Genomic DNA, 16,944 nt, shown 5'->3' with positions numbered 1-16,944 from the left:
AGGTGGTGTAACAGTTAATACTAAGGAATTATCTGAAGGTGAATTAGAGCGTTTGAGTCGCGGCTATATTCGGGCTATTGCTCAGTTTGTTTCTTCTGATAAAGATATTCCCGCACCAGATATGTATACTAATCCACAAATTATGGCTTGGATGGTAGACGAGTTTTCCACTTTAAAACAGCAAAATGATTTTGGTTTTATTACAGGTAAGCCCCTTAGTATTGGAGGTTCGGTAGGGCGAAATGCGGCCACAGCTCGCGGTAGTTTTTTTGTAACTAAAGCTGCCTGTCTTAAAGAGGGTATATCCCTAAAGGATGCACGTATAGCGGTTCATGGTTTTGGTAATGTGGGTGGTAATGCCGCTCGCATTTTTGCGGCCGAAGGTAGTAAGGTGGTAGGTATAGCTGATTCCAAAATAGCAATTTATGATCCACAAGGTTTAGATATTGCTTTAGCTCAAGAAATAAAAGCCCGCACCGGGACATTGGAAACATATCCTCATGGTCAGAAAATATCTCCGGAAAAGCTCTTGGCTTGTGATTGTGATATTCTTTTACCTGCTTCTTTGGAGGAAGTACTTACCCGGGAAAATGCCGCTATGGTAAAAGCAAAATTGATTGCGGAGTTGGCTAATGGTCCTACTACTCCGGAAGCAGATCGTATTTTGGCCGCAAAAGGTGTAACCATTTTGCCGGATATTTTAACTAATGCTGGTGGAGTAACTGTTAGTTATTTTGAATGGGTTCAAAATCGCATGGGTTATTATTGGACTGCCGAAGAAGTGGAAGAAAGATTGGAAAAATTAATGTATAAAGCCTATGAAGATATTTATAAGTTTAAACAGGAAAATAATTGTCCAGATTATCGTTTGGCTGCTTTTGCTATAGCTACTGCTAGATTGGTAGAGGCGATGCAAGTTCGCGGTTGGGTATAAAATGAGCCCCTTAGGGACATCCTAAAGAAAACTAGTTTAGGAGGTTGTTTAAATGGGGCTGATACCATGGGGAAATATGAAAAGGGAAATTGGTGATTTTTGGGATAATATGCCCTTTGTTTTTGGTCGAGGTGGGCCTCGCGTAGATGTTTACCAAACCGAAGAGGAAATTATTGTTAAAGCGGAAATCCCCGGTGTTTCTAAAAAGGATTTAAAAGTTTTCATTGATGAAAACACATTACGTTTATCTGGTCAAACCAAAAAAGATGAACATTACAAAGATGAAAATATGTTCCGCTCAGAAAGGGCTTTCGGCAGTTTCTCGCGTACCATTCCACTTCCCGCAGCAGTAAAATCAGATGAAGCACAAGCTGAATATAAAGAAGGTATTCTTTCGATTAAGGTTCCCAAAGTAGAACCTACCAAATTAAAAGGTAGGCAAGTAGATATTAATTAGTCGGGTGATTGTTCACCCGACTTTTTTGTAATCATAATTAATGGGGAGATGCTAAAACTGTTTTGGCGGTTACCCCGGGTAAATTGCCTAATTTTCCGGAAAGGGCACCGATTTCATCGGTGGTTCCGTCAACAATAATTGAAATAACATTGACTTGTTTTTCTTTGTAGGGAACCCCCATTCTACCAATAATGATTTCGGCATGGCTGCTTAAAATAGCATTGGTTTTAGGTACACTTTGTTTGTTTTCTACTAAGATGGCAATAATACCGATTCTTTTTTTCATTTTTTCACCTCTTAAAAATAAAAGTCTCTTTCACCCTGTTCTAATTTAGACAGGTATTTTTGTGTGGCTAAACGGGTTGCTTTTTTGGGAATACTTTCTAAAGCTTGGTTAATAGTTTGGTCGCCAATCTTTTTTAGTTCGCTGTCAGCATAATCAAGTAAAAATTCTTTGAAGGTGAGAATAGCATTGGGTAGACAGACATTATGGATTTCACCTGATTTAGCTAAAGGCATAAATTGATCTCCGGTACGGCCTTTACGATAACAGGCAGTACAATAACTGGGAATATAGCCTGAAAGGCAAAGGCTTTTTAAAATTTCGGCAGGAGAACGGTGATCCTCAATTTCGAATTGGCCGCTATCTCCTTTTTTGTAACCACCTACTCCGGTACAGGAACCAGCACTTATTTGTGAAATGCCTAGGGCAATTACTTCGTCTCTGAATTGGGGTACTTCCCGAGTAGAAAGAATCATCCCTGTATAAGGAACTGTTAATCTTAAAACAGCGACTATTTTTTTGAAATCTTGGTCATTTACTAAATAAGGGAAGGTCTTTAGATTAATACCGGCGGCGGCTCTCAAGCGTGGTACCGAAATAGTATGTGGTCCGACCCCATGGGTGTTGTCCAAATGTTCGGCATGTTTAATCATAGCTAGGGTATCAAATTTATGATCATAAAGACCATAGAGTACACCAATCCCCACATCGTCAATTCCTGCTTTTAAGGCCCGATCCATGGCAGTTAAATGCCATTTGTAATTGTGTTTTGGGCCTCGGGGGTGTACTTTTTTGTAAGTTTCTTGATGGTATGTTTCCTGAAAAAGAATATAGGTGCCGATTTCGGCTTCTTTTAAACGGCGGTAATTTTCTTCCGTGGTAGCGGCGATATTGACATTAATTCTGCGAATGGCCCCATTATCAAATTTTATGGAATAAATGGTTTGAATGCAATCCAAAATATAGTCTAAAGAACAATTGTGATCATCTTCCCCGGCTTCTAAGGCTAATCTTTTATGTCCTAAGGATTCTAGGATGCGTACCTCTTCAATCAAATCTTCCTTACTTAATTTTTTCCTTTTTAATTCTTTATTTTTTTGTTGATAACCACAATAGGTGCAATTATTTACACAGTAGTTACTAACATAAAGGGGAGCAAAAAGAACAATTCGTTTCCCATAAATATTTTCTTTGATTGTCCTTGCGGTTTGGAACATTTCGGCTAGTAAATCTTGATCCTCTAAATGTAAAAGCACTGCGGATTCTTGATAAGAAAGGCCTTTAGCTTCTTTTGCTTTGGCCAGTAGGGCTTGTACATAAGCCCGATCTTTTACTTTTTTCTGTCCTTTTGTTAAGGCAGACCAAAGAGCCTCTTCGTTAATAATAGTCATCAGATCAACTCCTCATTTAGTAAAATGGCGTCTCCCCTAGTTTGGGAGACAATTCGCCCACAAGCTTTAATATATTTTTCTACTGCCTTTCTTTCTTCTAGCAGAGTTTTTTCTTTCCCTAAAGTTTGGGGGTAAATTTCATATAGTTTTCGATAAGACCAAGGAATTACTTTTCTCATAATTACATTGGCCCCGATTTGAAAAGCATTTACCCGAGCTGCTACTTCCAGGGCAGTAGTAGTAGGCAAATGTGTTCTTTTGAGCATAATTCTGCTGAGGGCAATTGCTTTTAGGGTTAAGGAAATACTTTCTTTGGTAATTTTGTTTTTTCCTAAAGGTGTATCAGGATGAGGAATAAAAGGACCAATACCGGCCATTTCCACGTCTAGTTTTTTAAAGATTAATAAATCTTGGGCAATAGTTTCTACTGTCTGACCAGGTAGGCCTACAATAAAACCACTTCCGGTTTGATAACCTAATTCTTTTAATTGGTATAATGATTGTAATCTTTTTTCTAATGAGGCTTGGGGATGTAATTGGGCATATAATTTGGGATCAGCAGTTTCATGTTTGAGTAAATAGCGGTCGGCACCTGCTTTTTTCCAACAAGCATATTCTTGATATTCTCTTTCACCAAGACTTAGGGTAATGGCAAGATCACCTATTTTTTTAATTCCTTTGATAATATAGGTAATCATTTCTTGTGTATAATAGGGATCTTCTCCAGATTGCAAAACTATGGTTTTGTAACCTACTTGAAAGGCCTTTTGAGCTATGGCTATAATTTCATCAGGTTCCAAACGGTACCTTTTTAAAGCCTTGTTGTCCTTTCGCAAACCACAATAGAGGCAATTGCGAAAACAGTAATTGGAAAATTCGATGATGCCCCTAATCTGAACCTCCTTTCCACAATACTTTGCTCTGATTTTGTCGGCTAAAGCCCAAGGAGGTTCGTTTTTTAATTGTTCAATTAGTGTCTGCATAATTTTCCCCCAAAAAAAATGGCCACTCCTTAAAAAGGAGAAGCCACTATGCTTTCTTCCCCCTTTTACGCAGAACGAACTCCTTGTAATCAGGTTGGTTCTATTATAACCTTAAAAAATAAGTTTGTCTAATTAAGCGTTTTGGGAGGTAAAAGGGAAGTTAAAGGCAAATAATTAGCATGGGGGTGAAATGATGATTCAAGAAAAACGTTTAGTGCAGGAATTTATAGAAATGGTACAAATTGATAGTTTGAGTAGACAAGAAGGTAAGTTTGCAGCATATTTAGAAAATAAGCTGCGTACTATGGGTCTAGAAGTAATTATTGACCAAAAGGCGGGAAAAAAAGCTGGTTCTGATGCCGGCAATATAATTGCTAGATTGCCGGGTGAAAAAAGGGGGGCCCCGGTTATTTTTATTTCGGCACATATGGATACTGTACCTTTAGGTGTATGTATTAAACCATGTATTGAAAATGGAGTTATTTATAGTGATGGGGAGACAATTTTAGGTGGGGATGATAAAGCCGGGATTGCTATTATTTTAGAAACCTTGCGTCATTTGCAAGAAGAAAAAATAGCACATGGTGATTTAGAAATAGTCTTTACCATTGGAGAAGAAATTGGTCTTTTGGGGGCTCGTTATTTAGATTTAAATTTATTAAGGGCCGCTTTTGGTTTTGTGTTAGATAGTGATGGGGCACCAGGTACGATAATTAATCAAGCACCTGTACAGGAAACGCTTAATGTTATTATTCACGGTAAAGCAGCTCATGCCGGTATGGAGCCGGAAAAGGGGATTTGTGCCATTCGCACTGCCGCTGAGGCAATTAGTCAAATGAATTTACAGCGAATTGATGAAGAAACTACGGCAAATATAGGGATAATTAAAGGTGGAGAAGTAACCAACATTATTTGCGATCGGGTAGAGCTTGCCGGAGAAGCCCGCAGTTTATCTGAAAAAAAATTGATTAAACAGGTTAAAGAAATGGTAAGTTGTTTGGAAAGAGCTTGTCAGAAAACAGGTGCAGTGTTAACTATAGAGACTGAGCGGGAATATTCGGCTTTTAAATTGGCTAAAAGTGAATCGGTAGTCAAGGCAGCTATAGGGGCCGCGAAAGCCCTAGGTTTACAACCAAAGCTGGTTGCTTCTGGGGGGGCAAGTGATGCCAATTATTTTAATGCACGCGGTTTACCTACGGTTAACTTAGGGATTGGGATGTGTAATGCTCATACTTGTAAAGAATCTATTAAGATCAAGGATTTAGTTAAAGGAGCCCATTATTTGACTGCCATTATTCAGTTTGTTTCTGGTGAGAAAATTTGAATTAGGTTTTGTTCGGAGAAATTTATTGAGCTGTTTATTGAAACAGCTAGTTATTAATTTCTTGAAAAAGGGATCAGCCTAGTAAGAAGTGGTAAGCTTATTCCGAGTACAATATTTTTTGTACACTTACCTGAGAATATGGTAAAATAGATATGTTTGAAAAATAATTGGGATGGAGAGAACAGAATGTATATTAGCACTAGAAATAATTATCAGTCAGTAAATGCTTCACAAGCTATTAAATTAGGCATGGTACCTAATGGTGGTTTGTTTGTACCGGAAAAAATTCCAGTAATAAAAAATTTAGAATCCTTATTAGGTAAATCTTATGAGGAAGTAGCTTTGGAAGTATTAAGTCTTTATTTAGATGATTATAGTAGGGAAGAAATAAAGGCTTGTATAAATAAGGCTTATGGGGATAAGCAAAACTGGCGAGCTATAGCCCCTTTGTATCGTTTAACTGCAAGGACCTATTTTTTAGAATTATGGCATGGGCCTACGGCAGCCTTTAAGGATTTGGCATTACAATTAATGCCTCATTTACTTTCTGCTGCCTTGGAGAAAACGCAGGTTTCTAAAGAGGTAATTATTTTGGTAGCTACCTCTGGTGATACAGGTAAGGCGGCTTTAGAGGGTTTTAAAAATGTGCCGGGATTGCAAATTGTTTGTTTTTATCCTTATCAGGGGGTTAGTTGTCTACAGGAAAAACAAATGATTACAACCACGGGGAAAAATGTACATGTGGTGGGGGTAAAGGGCAATTTTGATGATTGTCAAAACGCGGTAAAAGCACTTTTTGGGGAACAAGAATTTCGTTCCTTTTTAGCTGAAAAGGGATATCTTTTGTCTTCAGCTAATTCGATTAATTGGGGGCGTTTGGTTCCGCAAATTGTTTATTATGTTTTTGCTTATTTAAATTTAGTTAGTGGGGGAGGGATAGATTTTGGCCAAGCCATAAATATTGTGGTACCTACAGGTAATTTTGGTAATATTTTGGCTGCCTGGTATGCGGCCCAAATGGGTGTGCCAGTAGGAAAGTTAATTTGTGCTTCTAATGAAAATAAGGTACTTACTGATTTTTTTCATAGTGGTGTTTATAATCGCCAGCGTTCCCTTAAGCAAACGATTAGTCCCTCTATGGATATCCTTATTTCCAGTAATTTGGAACGTTTTTTGTTTGAAATGACGGAGCGGAATGGTAATTTATTAAGTGAATGGATGCATGATTTGCAAGTTAAGGGTAGTTTTTCCATTAGTGAACCACTATTAGAAAAAATACGGCAAATATTATGGGGTGGTTATGCTGCGGAAACTGAAACTTTGGCAATGATTAATAATATTTATTTAAAAAGTGGTTATTTATTAGATCCCCATACTGCTGTAGGGATGAAAGTTTATGAACAATATGCTGTGGAAACGAGAGACGACCGGGCAACTATTGTTGTTTCCACGGCGAGCCCTTTTAAGTTTGCGGCTTCGGTTCTACGGGCTTTCCCTGATGTTAAAATTAGCGGTCAAACAGATGAATTTGCTTTACTGCGTAAATTAAGTAAAAAATCGGGTTGGTCAATTCATCCTGTTTTATTGGATTTACATGAAAAACCAATATTACATGCTCGTTTGGCCTCTAAAACGGAAATTAAACAAGAATTGCTTAATATTTTGGGAACTTTTATTCCCTGAAGAAGTCCCTAAAGGAAAAGGGAGGTTTTTTTTTGGCACCTTTAATCGAAATCAAAGGTTTAACTAAAAAATATCGTTTAGGTCAAGAAGTAATTACAGCCTTGGATAATGTGGATTTAACTATTAGGCGGGGTGAGTTTTTTTGCCTTTTAGGTACATCTGGATCAGGAAAATCCACATTACTCCATGTTGTAGCTGGTTTGGAAAGAGCGACTAAAGGAGAAGTACTTTTAAGAGGTGTTCCTTTAACTAAAATGAGGGAAAGAAAAATGGCTACTTTTCGACGTAAACATATGGGCTTTATTTTTCAATCCTATAATTTATTGCCTTCATTAACTGCTTTGGAAAATGTAGCTCTGCCTTTAGTTTTTGCCGGTGTGAGTAAAAAGGAACGCTTAAGACGGGCATATCAAATGTTAAAACAAATGGGTTTAAAGGATCGTTTACGCAATAAACCTACGGAAATGAGTGGGGGCCAGCAGCAAAGAGTTAGTATTGCCAGAGCATTAATTAATAATCCGCAAATTATTTTTGCTGATGAACCGACTGGAAATTTAGATACTAAAACTACTCATGAGATAATGGCTATTTTAAGTGAAAAAGTTAGAGAAGCAGGTGTAACTTTAATTATGGTTACTCATGATTTAAATTTAACCGGTTATGCGGATCGGGTAGCGGAAATGATTGATGGAAGAATTATTAATCTTAGGGAAAACAAAGCCAAGGGGGTAGGACATTGAAAAATTTAAAATGGGTGTGGATTTTTATCTTTTTATTTGGTCTTCTGGGGGTGGTAAACCCTTGTCAGGCGGAATTGATTGATTTAATAGGGTATCAACCCTTGATTACATTGGAAAAGGTAGATTTGGAACCGGCGATAGCCGGTGGTAGTTTTAATCTGACTTTGTTTATGCGTAATATTAGTACTAATCCTGCTTATAATTTGAAATTGAATTTTAAGGTCAAGGATGCTGATGAGGAAACACCTTTATTCCCTTTTGAATTAAAAGAGGGCCAGACCACTTTAGAAGAATTAAATGGAGGGGAAAATAGAACCTTAGTATTTACCTTTGATGTAGATCCCGCTGCCCAAAATAAAGATTATAAGTTAGTGATTAGTTTATCAGCAGAAGATGTAACTTTTGAAAGAAAAGAAAATACCAAGACAGATGTTGTAATTCCTGTTACATATGATTTAACTAAACCGATTTTAATGGTGGAATCTCTTTCATTACAGCCGGAAAGTCCTGCTAAAGATGAAACTTTTACCGTTAATTTTTCTTTAACTAATTTAAGTAAGACTACCGAAGCTCGAAATATTATGCTTTTTATGGAGGGTGATTCTAATTTTACGATTAAGGATATTACTAATCGTAAAAATATCCGTAAATTATTGCCGGGTGCCACGCAGGAAATTACTTATAAATTAATAGCTAAAGAAGATAAAAAAGCTAATACGGTAAAATTAAAAATCGAATATGATTATTTAGGAGAGGAAAAAGCGGAATTAGAGGAAGTCCTAAATTTGCCTTTACCAGAAGAAACTACTAGTGGGGGAGTAACCCCTTGGGTAATTGTCAATAAATATACGTTATCGGCGGAAAGAATTTTAGCTGGTAATACGGTTGCCCTCAATCTTTATATTGAAAATACTAATCCACATATGGTTAAAAATGTAAAGGTCTCTTTGGGAGTAATTAAAATTGAAGATGCGGGTGGAGAGGGTCGGACAGGTGGTACTGTTTTTTCACCGGTAAATAGTAGTAATAGTTTTTATGTAGATTCTATTCCGGGTAAAACAATTATTGAAAAAAAGGTAGATTTATATGTAGATCCAAATGCAGCTGCTAAAACCTATATTGTTCCCGTTGAAATTAAATATGAGGATAAAGATGGGAAAACATTAACTAGTGAAGAATTAGTTAATATTCCTGTTACTCAGGAATGTAAATTAGAAGTGCTAGATCTTGAATTACCCACAGAGGTTTTTATTGGTGAGCCTGTTTTTGTGGGGGCAGAATTTGTTAATGTGGGCAAAGTTGTTTTAGATAATTTTATGGTAACAATGGAAGGTGATTTCCCTAAGGAAAATGCTACTTATTATGTTGGCAATTTAGATATTGGGGCTAGTGAGTTTTATCAAGGTACGATTATTCCGGAAAAAGAAGGCAAATTAGAAGGTACTATGGTTTTCTCTTATATTGATAATAATAATCAATCAGTGCGGTTAGAAAAACCATTTGCTTTGGAAGTTATGGAAAGACCTGTTATGCCGGTAGATAAAGATGGTTTTGAAGAAACTCCTGGTATAGATGAAGGCGGCAAATTTAGTGCTTTTTTACGTGGTAAGGGTTTTACGGTCTTTTTGTTTCTAGTTATTTTAATTGAAGCTGTTTACATTTTTCGGTGTAGGCGTAAAAAAGCGGCTGAGGAGTTTTTTGATGAATAAACTAGATATTGTTAAATTAGCCAGCCAAAATTTATGGCGGCGTAAAATGAGAACCTTTCTTACGGTTTTGGGGGTTCTAATAGGTACGGCTTCAATTGTGGTGATGCTTTCCTTGGGTATTGGCTTAAGTGAAATTCAGCGTCAAGATATGGAGCGATGGGGAAGTTTATCTATAATCGAGGTACATCGCGGCATGATTTTTGATCCTGATGGTGAACCAGTGGGTGAATCTAAAGAATTAGATGATACCGCTGTGGAAGAAATTAATGAAATTCCCGGGGTAAGTGCCGTTTCTCCTCGCTTTAATTTATATGGTGAGGTGCGAATGGGGAAATTGGAAGGTGGTCTTTCTTTGATTGGTTTGGTACCAGAATTAATGCCACAATTGGAATTTAAGGCCGCTTCTGGAAGACTTCTACAAGCCGGTGATTCTAATGTTATGGTGGTTGGTCAACAGGTGATTCAAAATCTTTATGATGAAAATGAACGGCGTGCTATGGAAAAAGGTACTTGGCGATATGATCTTAGAGAAGAGAAGGACCCGCAAGAAATGCTGGATCAGCGTTTGGCTTTTATGGTACATAACAATTATAATTTTGAAAAAAAGAGGAATTATAATTTTTTAGTTGTCGGTATTTTAGATGACGAATATGGTGAACATGCTTGGCAAGCTTATGCACCTATTGAAGATCTTAAAAAAATCCGTCGTTTTGTCATGGAGGGTATGGAGCGGAATCAGGACCATTTTGGTCCCACTGCTTCTAAAATGGAAGTAAGGGATCGGGAAAATAAGCGTAATAAAGATGTTTATGATTCATTATTGGTGCGTACTGAAAGTTTAGAGAAAACAAGTCAGGTAGCACAGATGTTAAGGGATTCAGGTTATAATTGTTGGTCAATGGCTGATGATTTGGAGGGCTTCGAAAAAACTTCACGGACGATCCAAGCCGTATTGGGTGGTATTGGTGCCATTACTTTATTGGTAGCCGCCATCGGTATCACTAATACCATGATTATGTCAATTTATGAAAGAACTAAAGAAATTGGAGTTATGAAGGTTATCGGGGCTACTTTTGGTGATGTTTATTCACTTTTCCTGACTGAAGCTGGCTTAATAGGTTTATTTGGCGGGATTTGGGGTTTAGGCTTGAGTTATGGACTCTCTTATCTCATTAACCAAATTATTAATAGTCATGTCAATCAGGGGATGCCCCTGGAAGAAATTATGCAAATTTCCTTAATTCCGTCTTGGTTGGCTCTATTTGCTTTATTGTTTTCTTTACTGATTGGTGTAATTGCTGGTCTCTATCCAGCTCATCGGGCAGTAAAGTTAAGTCCTTTAAAAGCAATTCGTAATGAATAAAGGCAAGGCTTATAGCCTTGCCTTATTTTGTATAGCGGTCTGCAAAAGAACTGGCAGCTGTAGCATGTGGTTTTATTTTTACATCAAACCCCATGCCGCTAACACGATTAATCATTTCTTTGATTAGTTCCCGTGTCGGTCCGCGGGGACCAATATCAATATGAATTTCTAAACCAAGATGTTTGGTTTGATCAGCTTGTAAAATAGTTTCGTAAATCTCATCAATTAATTCTGGGGTAAATAAATAAGCTATTTCCTGACTGAATGTAGTTTCATAACTAATTTTTTGACGTAAGGAATGAATTGGTCGGGGGATAGTAATTTTTTTTAGAAAACCAATAGCACCTTTGCCTACACGGTGTACTAAGACTGCGGTTATAAAACAGGTGGTAGTTCTAACCATGGAATCAGTACCTATTGCAATTCGGTACGAATTTTGAGGGTCCTCTTTTATAAATTTTAAGATACGGGCAAACATTTCCGGAAAGGTAAATACTTCTTGTTTGGTATTATAAAATAGGGGATTATACCCCATCAAAATCACATCCTTAATTTAATTTCACTTTTTAATACCGACCACATTTCTGGGGTAACCAAACCCAAACGCCATAAAGCAATTCCTTTTAAATTATGGGCTTTAACCAAACCTATTTTAGCTGGTAAACTAGCCGCTGTTTCGCTGGGAAGGGAAATACCCAAAATTAATTTTTGGGGTGGTACAAAAGTCAGAGCTTTTTCAATAGCTTCATTTACTTGTTTTATTGGTTCTGGTTTAGGACCATAATCATAAGCCATGATGATCATGGTATCACAATAATGATTTAAGGCCTCATAGTCATAACCTAAATAGGCACTATTTAAAGGATGTAAGGTTAATGTAAGAGTGTGTTCTGGGAGTTTTTCCGCTAATTGTTTTACAAAACGAGTAAAATTAATTTGTGTTTGTCTTAAGGTTTCACCACTTTCCCGCCAGCCCAAACCTTCAAAATCTAGATTAACTCCGTCATAATGGGCAGCTGCTTGAGCAATATTTTTTACCGCTTTTTCAACTGCATGGGGATTAGCAATTAAATTGCTTAATTGGGAGTTGGCATCAGTTAAATGAACTACCATTTCAGTATGTAAATCATATTTTTTGGCGGCAGTTAGTACATCTAACCAACCACTTGGTTTTTGCCATCCGGTGGTACTTCGAGTTAATAAATTTCCTTCTTTGTCTAGGGAATACCAACCAAGAGCAATTTCTCCTACTAAATCAGTATGTCCTTGATTTGTTTCCGGATATTCACGTGTGAATAAATTAGTCCAACTACTGGCTGTTTTACTTCCAAGGGCATAAAATGCACTAACTAACATTTTTTGAGGTGGTGTTTTAATTTTAACCATTCCTGCTTGATAGGCTACTTCATTTCCGAATGTTTCGCCAAAAAAACGCAGTGGAATTAAAGTTCTTGCCTCAATTATTTGTGGTGGTACATCAAGTTCTATTTCTTGATCATTATGTACGGCAATTTTACTGCCTATTTTTAAAAGTAAAGTGGTTGTAGGTGAAGAAGCCTTAACGGTTTGTGTTTTTTCTTCCCATTCCACATTTAAATGAAGTCTTTCCGCTATTTTTCGAAAGGGCACCAAAACCCGTCCTTCTTGAATTAATGGTGGTACATCAAAACTTAAGGGTAGATCATCTACATAGACCTGCAGTGGTGTTGAGGCTAAAACAGGTAGTGGCATTAAAAGGGCAATAATTAATAGGAATCTAAGTAGTTTATTGGTCATTTTTAAGCTCCTTTCCTAATACCTCTATTTTAACATATCTTTTTCTTTTCTTAAAATAGCAAGGAGTCTCTGCGGAGACTCCTTTAGTGAAATTAAGATTTTTTTCGTACACTATCGCTTTTTATTTTATCTGAGCCTTTGGGAACATAGGTTTTGCAGCAGGTAGCCATACATGTTCCCGCCGATTTGGGGGTTAATTCTTGGGCCATTTCACAGTCGATACTGTCAGGTTGTGAATGTCCAAAAGAATCGGTGGCAATTAAAATTTCTTCTGCTTCACATTTATTGCCTTGACCCCAATAATGGCAGTCGTGTACTAAACAATGAATATGCTGTGGCATTTTTTTCTCCCTTTCTTAAATATTTTCAATTCTATTTTGTGTTAAACCTCTAGTTAATATGTATGGGTTGAAGAAAGTAGTCAATAACAGTAGAATGTTAGGGAGGTAGGAGTAAAGGAGGTTAAAAATTGTTGTTACTAAATGCTGATCGAAATTTCTATAAACAAATGTTAATAATTGCAGTTCCAGTTACTTTACAAAATTTTATTGTTTCTTTTTTAAACATGATTGACACTGTAATGGTAGGCAGATTAGGTGAAACGGAAATTGCAGCTGTGGGAATTGCCAATCAATACTTCTTTTTATTTGCCGTGCTTTTAATAGGTTTAAGTGCTGGTTGTAATGTTTTTATTGCCCAATTTTGGGGAATAAAGGACAAGACAAATATTCAAAGGATCATTGGTATTGGTCTCGGTTCCGCACTTATTATTTCCCTTGTTTTTATATTTTTTGGTTTACTTTACCCCGATAAAATTATGTTATTGTTTAGTGATGATCCTTTGGTAATTCAATTGGGAATTGATTATTTGCGAATTGCTCTTATTAGTTATCCTTTTATAGCGATCACTCTTGTCTATAGTTATTCTTCTAGGTCAATAGGTAGAGCTTTGCAGCCAATGATTATTAGTGCTTTTGCTTTGATAGTTAATGCTTTTTTCAATTACCTCTTAATTTTTGGTAAATTCGGGGCACCAGTTTTGGGGGTAAGAGGAGCGGCAATAGCTACGGTCATTGCTCGGGTAATGGAAATGTGCTGTTTATTAATTTGGGTTTATGGTAGTAAATCGGTTTTGGCTGCTACTTTTAGAGAACTGACCGATTTTTCTTTAAAATTTGTTAAAAGGGCTTATCATACCATTTTACCTGTTATTTTAAATGATCTTTGTTGGGGACTGGCTAGTTTTGTATATATGGTGGTTTATGGGCGGATGGGCACACAGGCTGTGGCTACAGTTCAAATTTGCAATACCATTAATAATCTTTTCTTAGTGGTCGTTTGTGGTTTATCTAGTGCGGCTGCGGTAATGGTAGGAAATAGTATTGGTGCTGGTGATCAAATTAAAGGTAAAAATTATGCCCGTAATTTTGCCCTTCTCTCTATCATGGTTGGTTTTGGTTTGGGAGGTTTATTGGCAATTTCTACACCTCTTATTTTAAGTTTCTTTACTGTTTCCTCTAGCGTAAAAAAAGCAGCTCAAATTATTAGCTACATTATTGCCTTTACTTTTGTTATTAGGGTTTTGAACCATGTATTGATTGTCGGAGTTTTACGCGGTGGTGGTGATGCCAAATACTCACTTTTGATTGAGGCTTTTACCATGTGGATTATTGGGGTACCTCTGACAATTATGGGAGCCTTTTTGTTTCAACTCCCGGTATATATGGTTTATGGTTTAGCTATTGTGGAAGAAATCTGTAAATGTATATTATGTGTTTCTCGCTTAAAGTCTGGTGCATGGGTGAAAAATTTAACCCGCAGTCTAGCCGGGAAAATATCCGACCAAACTTGTCCATATCTCCAATAAAAAAGCGGGCTCTCTTGAGCTCCGCTTTTTATGTTAAAAGCAAATTTGCTGAATATACTGGTGCCGCGGAAGGGACTTGAACCCCCACGTACTTACGTACGGCAGATTTTGAGTCTGCTGCGTCTGCCGATTCCGCCACCGCGGCTTATTTAGTTTGCAAGGCAAGATTTATTGTAACAAAAATATGGGGTACTGTCAATAAATCCACCGGATAAAATTCAGTGGACGTAATTAAGAAATTAAAAGGCTTGGACATGAAAGAGAAGGGCAGCTGCCCTTCTCTTTTGGGGTATATTTATGGCGGTTTATTACTTATTTTTTTTCTGCTTTTTGTTCATTCTTCTTTCGGCGGCAAACTCTTCACTTGTTTCTTCATCCAAACCAGGTACGGTAGCCCTGAAACGTCCTTGGTCTGTTAAGAAATCCTGGGCTACTTCACGCTGATACTGATCTGATTTTTGTTCTGTTTTAGTGGTTGTTTGCCAAAGATTTTGTTTGTCCTGGGATAATTCTTCGGCGATTTCTTCGCCATATTGTCTAGCTTTTTTTTGATTATTTTTTTGACGATAATGTTTACCTTTTTTGTTTTCGGGCATCATTGTAACCTCCCTTTTTTAGATTTAACCGCCTTTTACAAAAGTCGACTAATTAGCCTCCTTTCCAATAGTATTTTCCCCTCTTTCTTTCAGGTTATCCACTTTTTTAAAGAAATATGATAGAATCAGGACAAGGTCAGTTCATTGACAGGGGGCAGGTGTTAGTGAATAGTGAGCAACTTTTAATAGAACGAAGTAAAAAAAAGGATTTAGAGGCTTTTGAGGAGTTAGTAAGCCTTTATGAACATAAAATTTATAATTTTGCTTATCGGATGATGGGAAATGTTGAGGATGCTCAAGATATGACCCAAGAGGCCTTTTTTAGAGCTTTTAAATATTTAGAAGGCTTTCGGGGTGAGGCTTCTTTCTCCACATGGCTTTATCGTATTACCGCTAATTTGTGTAAAGATGAATTACGAAAGCGTTATCGTTTGCCAGTGGATTCTTTGGATGAAAAAATTAGTCTTCATGATGGTGAAGTACATAAACAAATTCCTTCTTCACAACCTGGACCGGAAGCTATATATACAAAAAGGGAATTACGACAGGATTTGGGGGAATTGTTAGGTACTCTTTCCCCGGAATTTCGTTTGGCGGTAGTTTTACGGGATGTTTTAGGTTTTTCCTATCAGGAAATTTCCGAACTGATGGAATGTTCATTAGGTACGGTAAAATCTAGAATTAGTAGGGGGAGAGGTTATTTACGTGAGAAGCTATTAACCCAACAGGAACAAAATGCTTCCTTTTCAGGTCGAAACAAAGTGAAAGGGGGGGAAAAAAATGAAATGTGAAACCGTTTTAGAGAAATTATCATTGTACTTGGATAAAGAGTTGGCACATACGGAAAGAGAGGCAATTGAAGAGCATTTAAATGAATGTGCTGATTGTTATGCGGAATTTATGGCTTTAAAAGATTTAGTTGAGCAATTATCGGTTTTGAAAGAAGTAACCCCTCCGGCTAGTTTGCGGCGTGAGATTTATCAGCAGGTGGCAAGTGAAGTTAAAAAAGCAGGCCACTTTGGGGATAGATTGTTAAATTTAAAAAGAGCACTGTTTTTAGCTCCTGCTGTTTTAACCATTTTGTTGTTAATTGTTTTTTTACCGATTTTTCAGCCAAATGAAGTTGAGGTTTTGGAGAATCTGGAACAAGAATTTATGCCGCAAATGATGGCTAAAATGGCGGTTGATAATTTTGCGGTGGTTGAAAAAAAGAAAAAGCAGGCTGAACTTATTTTAAAAGTGCCTGATCAGCAGGAAGTACTTGAATCCTTAAAAGAAATGCTGGAAACAAAGGGAGGTTATGTGGTAGAAGAAGATAATCGGGGTGTTTTAAGTATGAGAATCCCTGTAAGTGAATACTCCGATTTTTTAACAGAAGTAGGTACCTGGGGGGAAATTGATTATAGTAAAACTACTGTTCTCGATTTAAGCCAAGAATATCAGGAAGTGATGAAACAGCGAGAAATTCTGGATAATAAAGCAGCACGTTTGGCTCAGTCGACGGACGGGATTGAACAATTGGCATTGGAAAAAGAATTAACCACTACCCGTTTAGAATTGGTGACTTTGGATAGCAAGCTGCACAGTCTTGAGCAAGAAGCAGATTTAGTTTCTTTGGATTTGGAACTTAAACCGGTTTTTTCGTTGGTTCAAGTCCAAAAAGTTTTTGGGCAAGCACTTAAAAATTTACTAATTGGTTTGGTTGCTTTACTCCCATTTTTAGCGGTTTTAGGGATTATAGGTTATTTAATTTGGTGTTTTAAATAAAATGGGTGTACAGAAATTTCCTTTGTACACCTTTTTTCTTTATAATAGAAGAAATAAAGTGATAAAGTAGT

17 protein-coding genes and 1 tRNA gene are annotated in these 16,944 nt (G+C 37.1%); 10 read left to right on the top strand and 8 right to left on the bottom strand.

Annotation, left to right across the window (positions count from 1 at the left end; genetic code table 11):
* Positions 1–934, top strand: a 934-nt coding sequence (locus tag GX687_03110) for a Glu/Leu/Phe/Val dehydrogenase (protein ID HHX96438.1), incomplete at its 5' end; no start/stop codon positions are given.
* 52 nt (positions 935–986) lie between these two features.
* On the top strand, positions 987–1,391 hold the full coding sequence (locus tag GX687_03105; protein HHX96437.1) for an Hsp20/alpha crystallin family protein: 405 nt from the start codon (positions 987–989) through the stop codon (positions 1,389–1,391).
* A 37-nt stretch (positions 1,392–1,428) separates the two neighbouring features.
* Here the strand turns inward: GX687_03105 and GX687_03100 are convergent, their stop codons facing one another.
* Genes GX687_03100 through hydE form a run of 3 tightly spaced genes read right to left on the bottom strand, consistent with a single transcriptional unit; the run spans position 1,429 to position 4,048 of the window.
* Positions 1,429–1,677: a CopG family transcriptional regulator gene (locus GX687_03100; GenBank protein ID HHX96436.1), complete on the bottom strand. Its 249-nt coding sequence runs from the start codon at positions 1,675–1,677 to the stop codon at positions 1,429–1,431.
* An 11-nt stretch (positions 1,678–1,688) separates the two neighbouring features.
* Positions 1,689–3,065, bottom strand: a complete 1,377-nt coding sequence (hydG, locus tag GX687_03095) for a [FeFe] hydrogenase H-cluster radical SAM maturase HydG (protein HHX96435.1) — start codon at positions 3,063–3,065, stop codon at positions 1,689–1,691.
* On the bottom strand, positions 3,065–4,048 hold the full coding sequence (hydE, locus tag GX687_03090) for a [FeFe] hydrogenase H-cluster radical SAM maturase HydE (GenBank protein HHX96434.1): 984 nt from the start codon (positions 4,046–4,048) through the stop codon (positions 3,065–3,067). Before hydE ends, hydG begins: the two co-directional genes overlap by 1 nt.
* Before the next feature lie 193 nt (positions 4,049–4,241).
* On the opposite strand from hydE, the gene GX687_03085 reads away from it, so the two are divergent.
* The 5 genes from GX687_03085 (at position 4,242) to GX687_03065 (ending at position 10,867) form a co-directional block, all read left to right on the top strand.
* Complete coding sequence (locus GX687_03085) at positions 4,242–5,372, top strand: M20/M25/M40 family metallo-hydrolase (protein ID HHX96433.1); 1,131 nt, start codon at positions 4,242–4,244, stop codon at positions 5,370–5,372.
* Between the two features lie 186 nt (positions 5,373–5,558).
* Entirely contained in the window at positions 5,559–7,055 is a 1,497-nt protein-coding gene (locus GX687_03080) for a threonine synthase (protein ID HHX96432.1), read from the top strand.
* Positions 7,056–7,087: 32 nt separating this feature from the next.
* Entirely contained in the window at positions 7,088–7,795 is a 708-nt protein-coding gene (locus GX687_03075) for an ABC transporter ATP-binding protein (protein HHX96431.1), read from the top strand.
* Positions 7,792–9,504, top strand: coding sequence for a hypothetical protein (locus GX687_03070; GenBank protein ID HHX96430.1), 1,713 nt, complete (start codon positions 7,792–7,794; stop codon positions 9,502–9,504). The genes GX687_03075 and GX687_03070 overlap by 4 nt, the downstream gene beginning before the upstream one ends.
* Positions 9,497–10,867: an ABC transporter permease gene (locus tag GX687_03065; protein ID HHX96429.1), complete on the top strand. Its 1,371-nt coding sequence runs from the start codon at positions 9,497–9,499 to the stop codon at positions 10,865–10,867. Before GX687_03070 ends, GX687_03065 begins: the two co-directional genes overlap by 8 nt.
* 22 nt (positions 10,868–10,889) lie before the next feature.
* Here GX687_03065 and GX687_03060 read toward each other — a convergent pair whose 3' ends face one another.
* The 3 genes from GX687_03060 to GX687_03050 all read right to left on the bottom strand — a co-directional run bounded on the left by GX687_03060 (position 10,890) and on the right by GX687_03050 (position 12,984).
* Entirely contained in the window at positions 10,890–11,402 is a 513-nt protein-coding gene (locus GX687_03060) for a hypothetical protein (GenBank protein ID HHX96428.1), read from the bottom strand.
* Positions 11,403–11,407: 5 nt separating this feature from the next.
* On the bottom strand, positions 11,408–12,643 hold the full coding sequence (locus GX687_03055; GenBank protein ID HHX96427.1) for a copper amine oxidase: 1,236 nt from the start codon (positions 12,641–12,643) through the stop codon (positions 11,408–11,410).
* A 92-nt stretch (positions 12,644–12,735) separates the two neighbouring features.
* Positions 12,736–12,984, bottom strand: coding sequence for a DUF1540 domain-containing protein (locus GX687_03050; protein HHX96426.1), 249 nt, complete (start codon positions 12,982–12,984; stop codon positions 12,736–12,738).
* Positions 12,985–13,151: 167 nt separating this feature from the next.
* Here GX687_03050 and GX687_03045 point away from each other — a divergent pair, with 167 nt between their 5' ends.
* On the top strand, positions 13,152–14,510 hold the full coding sequence (locus GX687_03045) for an MATE family efflux transporter (GenBank protein HHX96425.1): 1,359 nt from the start codon (positions 13,152–13,154) through the stop codon (positions 14,508–14,510).
* Between the two features lie 58 nt (positions 14,511–14,568).
* Here GX687_03045 and GX687_03040 read toward each other — a convergent pair.
* Together GX687_03040 and GX687_03035 are read right to left on the bottom strand one after the other, a co-directional pair.
* Positions 14,569–14,655, bottom strand: a tRNA-Leu gene (locus tag GX687_03040).
* 163 nt (positions 14,656–14,818) lie between these two features.
* The gene (locus GX687_03035) at positions 14,819–15,106 is read right to left on the bottom strand and encodes a hypothetical protein (GenBank protein HHX96424.1); all 288 of its coding nucleotides are present in this window, start codon (positions 15,104–15,106) and stop codon (positions 14,819–14,821) included.
* 116 nt (positions 15,107–15,222) lie between these two features.
* Here GX687_03035 and GX687_03030 point away from each other — a divergent pair, with 116 nt between their 5' ends.
* Both GX687_03030 and GX687_03025 read left to right on the top strand, forming a co-directional pair.
* A complete protein-coding gene (locus GX687_03030) occupies positions 15,223–15,897 on the top strand; it encodes a sigma-70 family RNA polymerase sigma factor (protein HHX96423.1) in 675 nt (224 codons plus the stop codon).
* Complete coding sequence (locus GX687_03025) at positions 15,887–16,873, top strand: DUF4349 domain-containing protein (GenBank protein ID HHX96422.1); 987 nt, start codon at positions 15,887–15,889, stop codon at positions 16,871–16,873. Before GX687_03030 ends, GX687_03025 begins: the two co-directional genes overlap by 11 nt.
* Positions 16,874–16,944: the final 71 nt, after the last annotated feature.

It is taken from the genome of Clostridia bacterium, from assembly GCA_012841935.1.
In the GTDB taxonomy this organism is placed as follows: Bacteria; Bacillota; Peptococcia; order DRI-13; family DTU073; genus DUTS01.
Note: the sequence above shows the minus strand (reverse complement) of the source record. Positions and strands in the feature narration are given on the sequence as shown.

Bases quoted from the DNA above. Each gene is read 5' to 3' on its own strand.
- GX687_03030 (HHX96423.1), top strand. From the start codon at position 15,223: ATGATAGAATCAGGACAAGGTCAGTTCATTGACAGGGGGCAGGTGTTA.
- GX687_03105 (HHX96437.1), top strand. From the start codon at position 987: ATGGGGCTGATACCATGGGGAAATATGAAAAGGGAAATTGGTGATTTT.
- GX687_03085 (HHX96433.1), top strand. From the start codon at position 4,242: ATGATTCAAGAAAAACGTTTAGTGCAGGAATTTATAGAAATGGTACAA.
- hydG (HHX96435.1), bottom strand. From the start codon at position 3,065: ATGACTATTATTAACGAAGAGGCTCTTTGGTCTGCCTTAACAAAAGGA.
- hydE (HHX96434.1), bottom strand. From the start codon at position 4,048: ATGCAGACACTAATTGAACAATTAAAAAACGAACCTCCTTGGGCTTTA.
- GX687_03080 (HHX96432.1), top strand. From the start codon at position 5,559: ATGTATATTAGCACTAGAAATAATTATCAGTCAGTAAATGCTTCACAA.
- GX687_03045 (HHX96425.1), top strand. From the start codon at position 13,152: ATGTTAATAATTGCAGTTCCAGTTACTTTACAAAATTTTATTGTTTCT.
- GX687_03050 (HHX96426.1), bottom strand. From the start codon at position 12,984: ATGCCACAGCATATTCATTGTTTAGTACACGACTGCCATTATTGGGGT.
- GX687_03025 (HHX96422.1), top strand. From the start codon at position 15,887: ATGAAATGTGAAACCGTTTTAGAGAAATTATCATTGTACTTGGATAAA.
- GX687_03065 (HHX96429.1), top strand. From the start codon at position 9,497: ATGAATAAACTAGATATTGTTAAATTAGCCAGCCAAAATTTATGGCGG.
- GX687_03060 (HHX96428.1), bottom strand. From the start codon at position 11,402: ATGGGGTATAATCCCCTATTTTATAATACCAAACAAGAAGTATTTACC.
- GX687_03035 (HHX96424.1), bottom strand. From the start codon at position 15,106: ATGCCCGAAAACAAAAAAGGTAAACATTATCGTCAAAAAAATAATCAA.
- GX687_03055 (HHX96427.1), bottom strand. From the start codon at position 12,643: ATGACCAATAAACTACTTAGATTCCTATTAATTATTGCCCTTTTAATG.
- GX687_03100 (HHX96436.1), bottom strand. From the start codon at position 1,677: ATGAAAAAAAGAATCGGTATTATTGCCATCTTAGTAGAAAACAAACAA.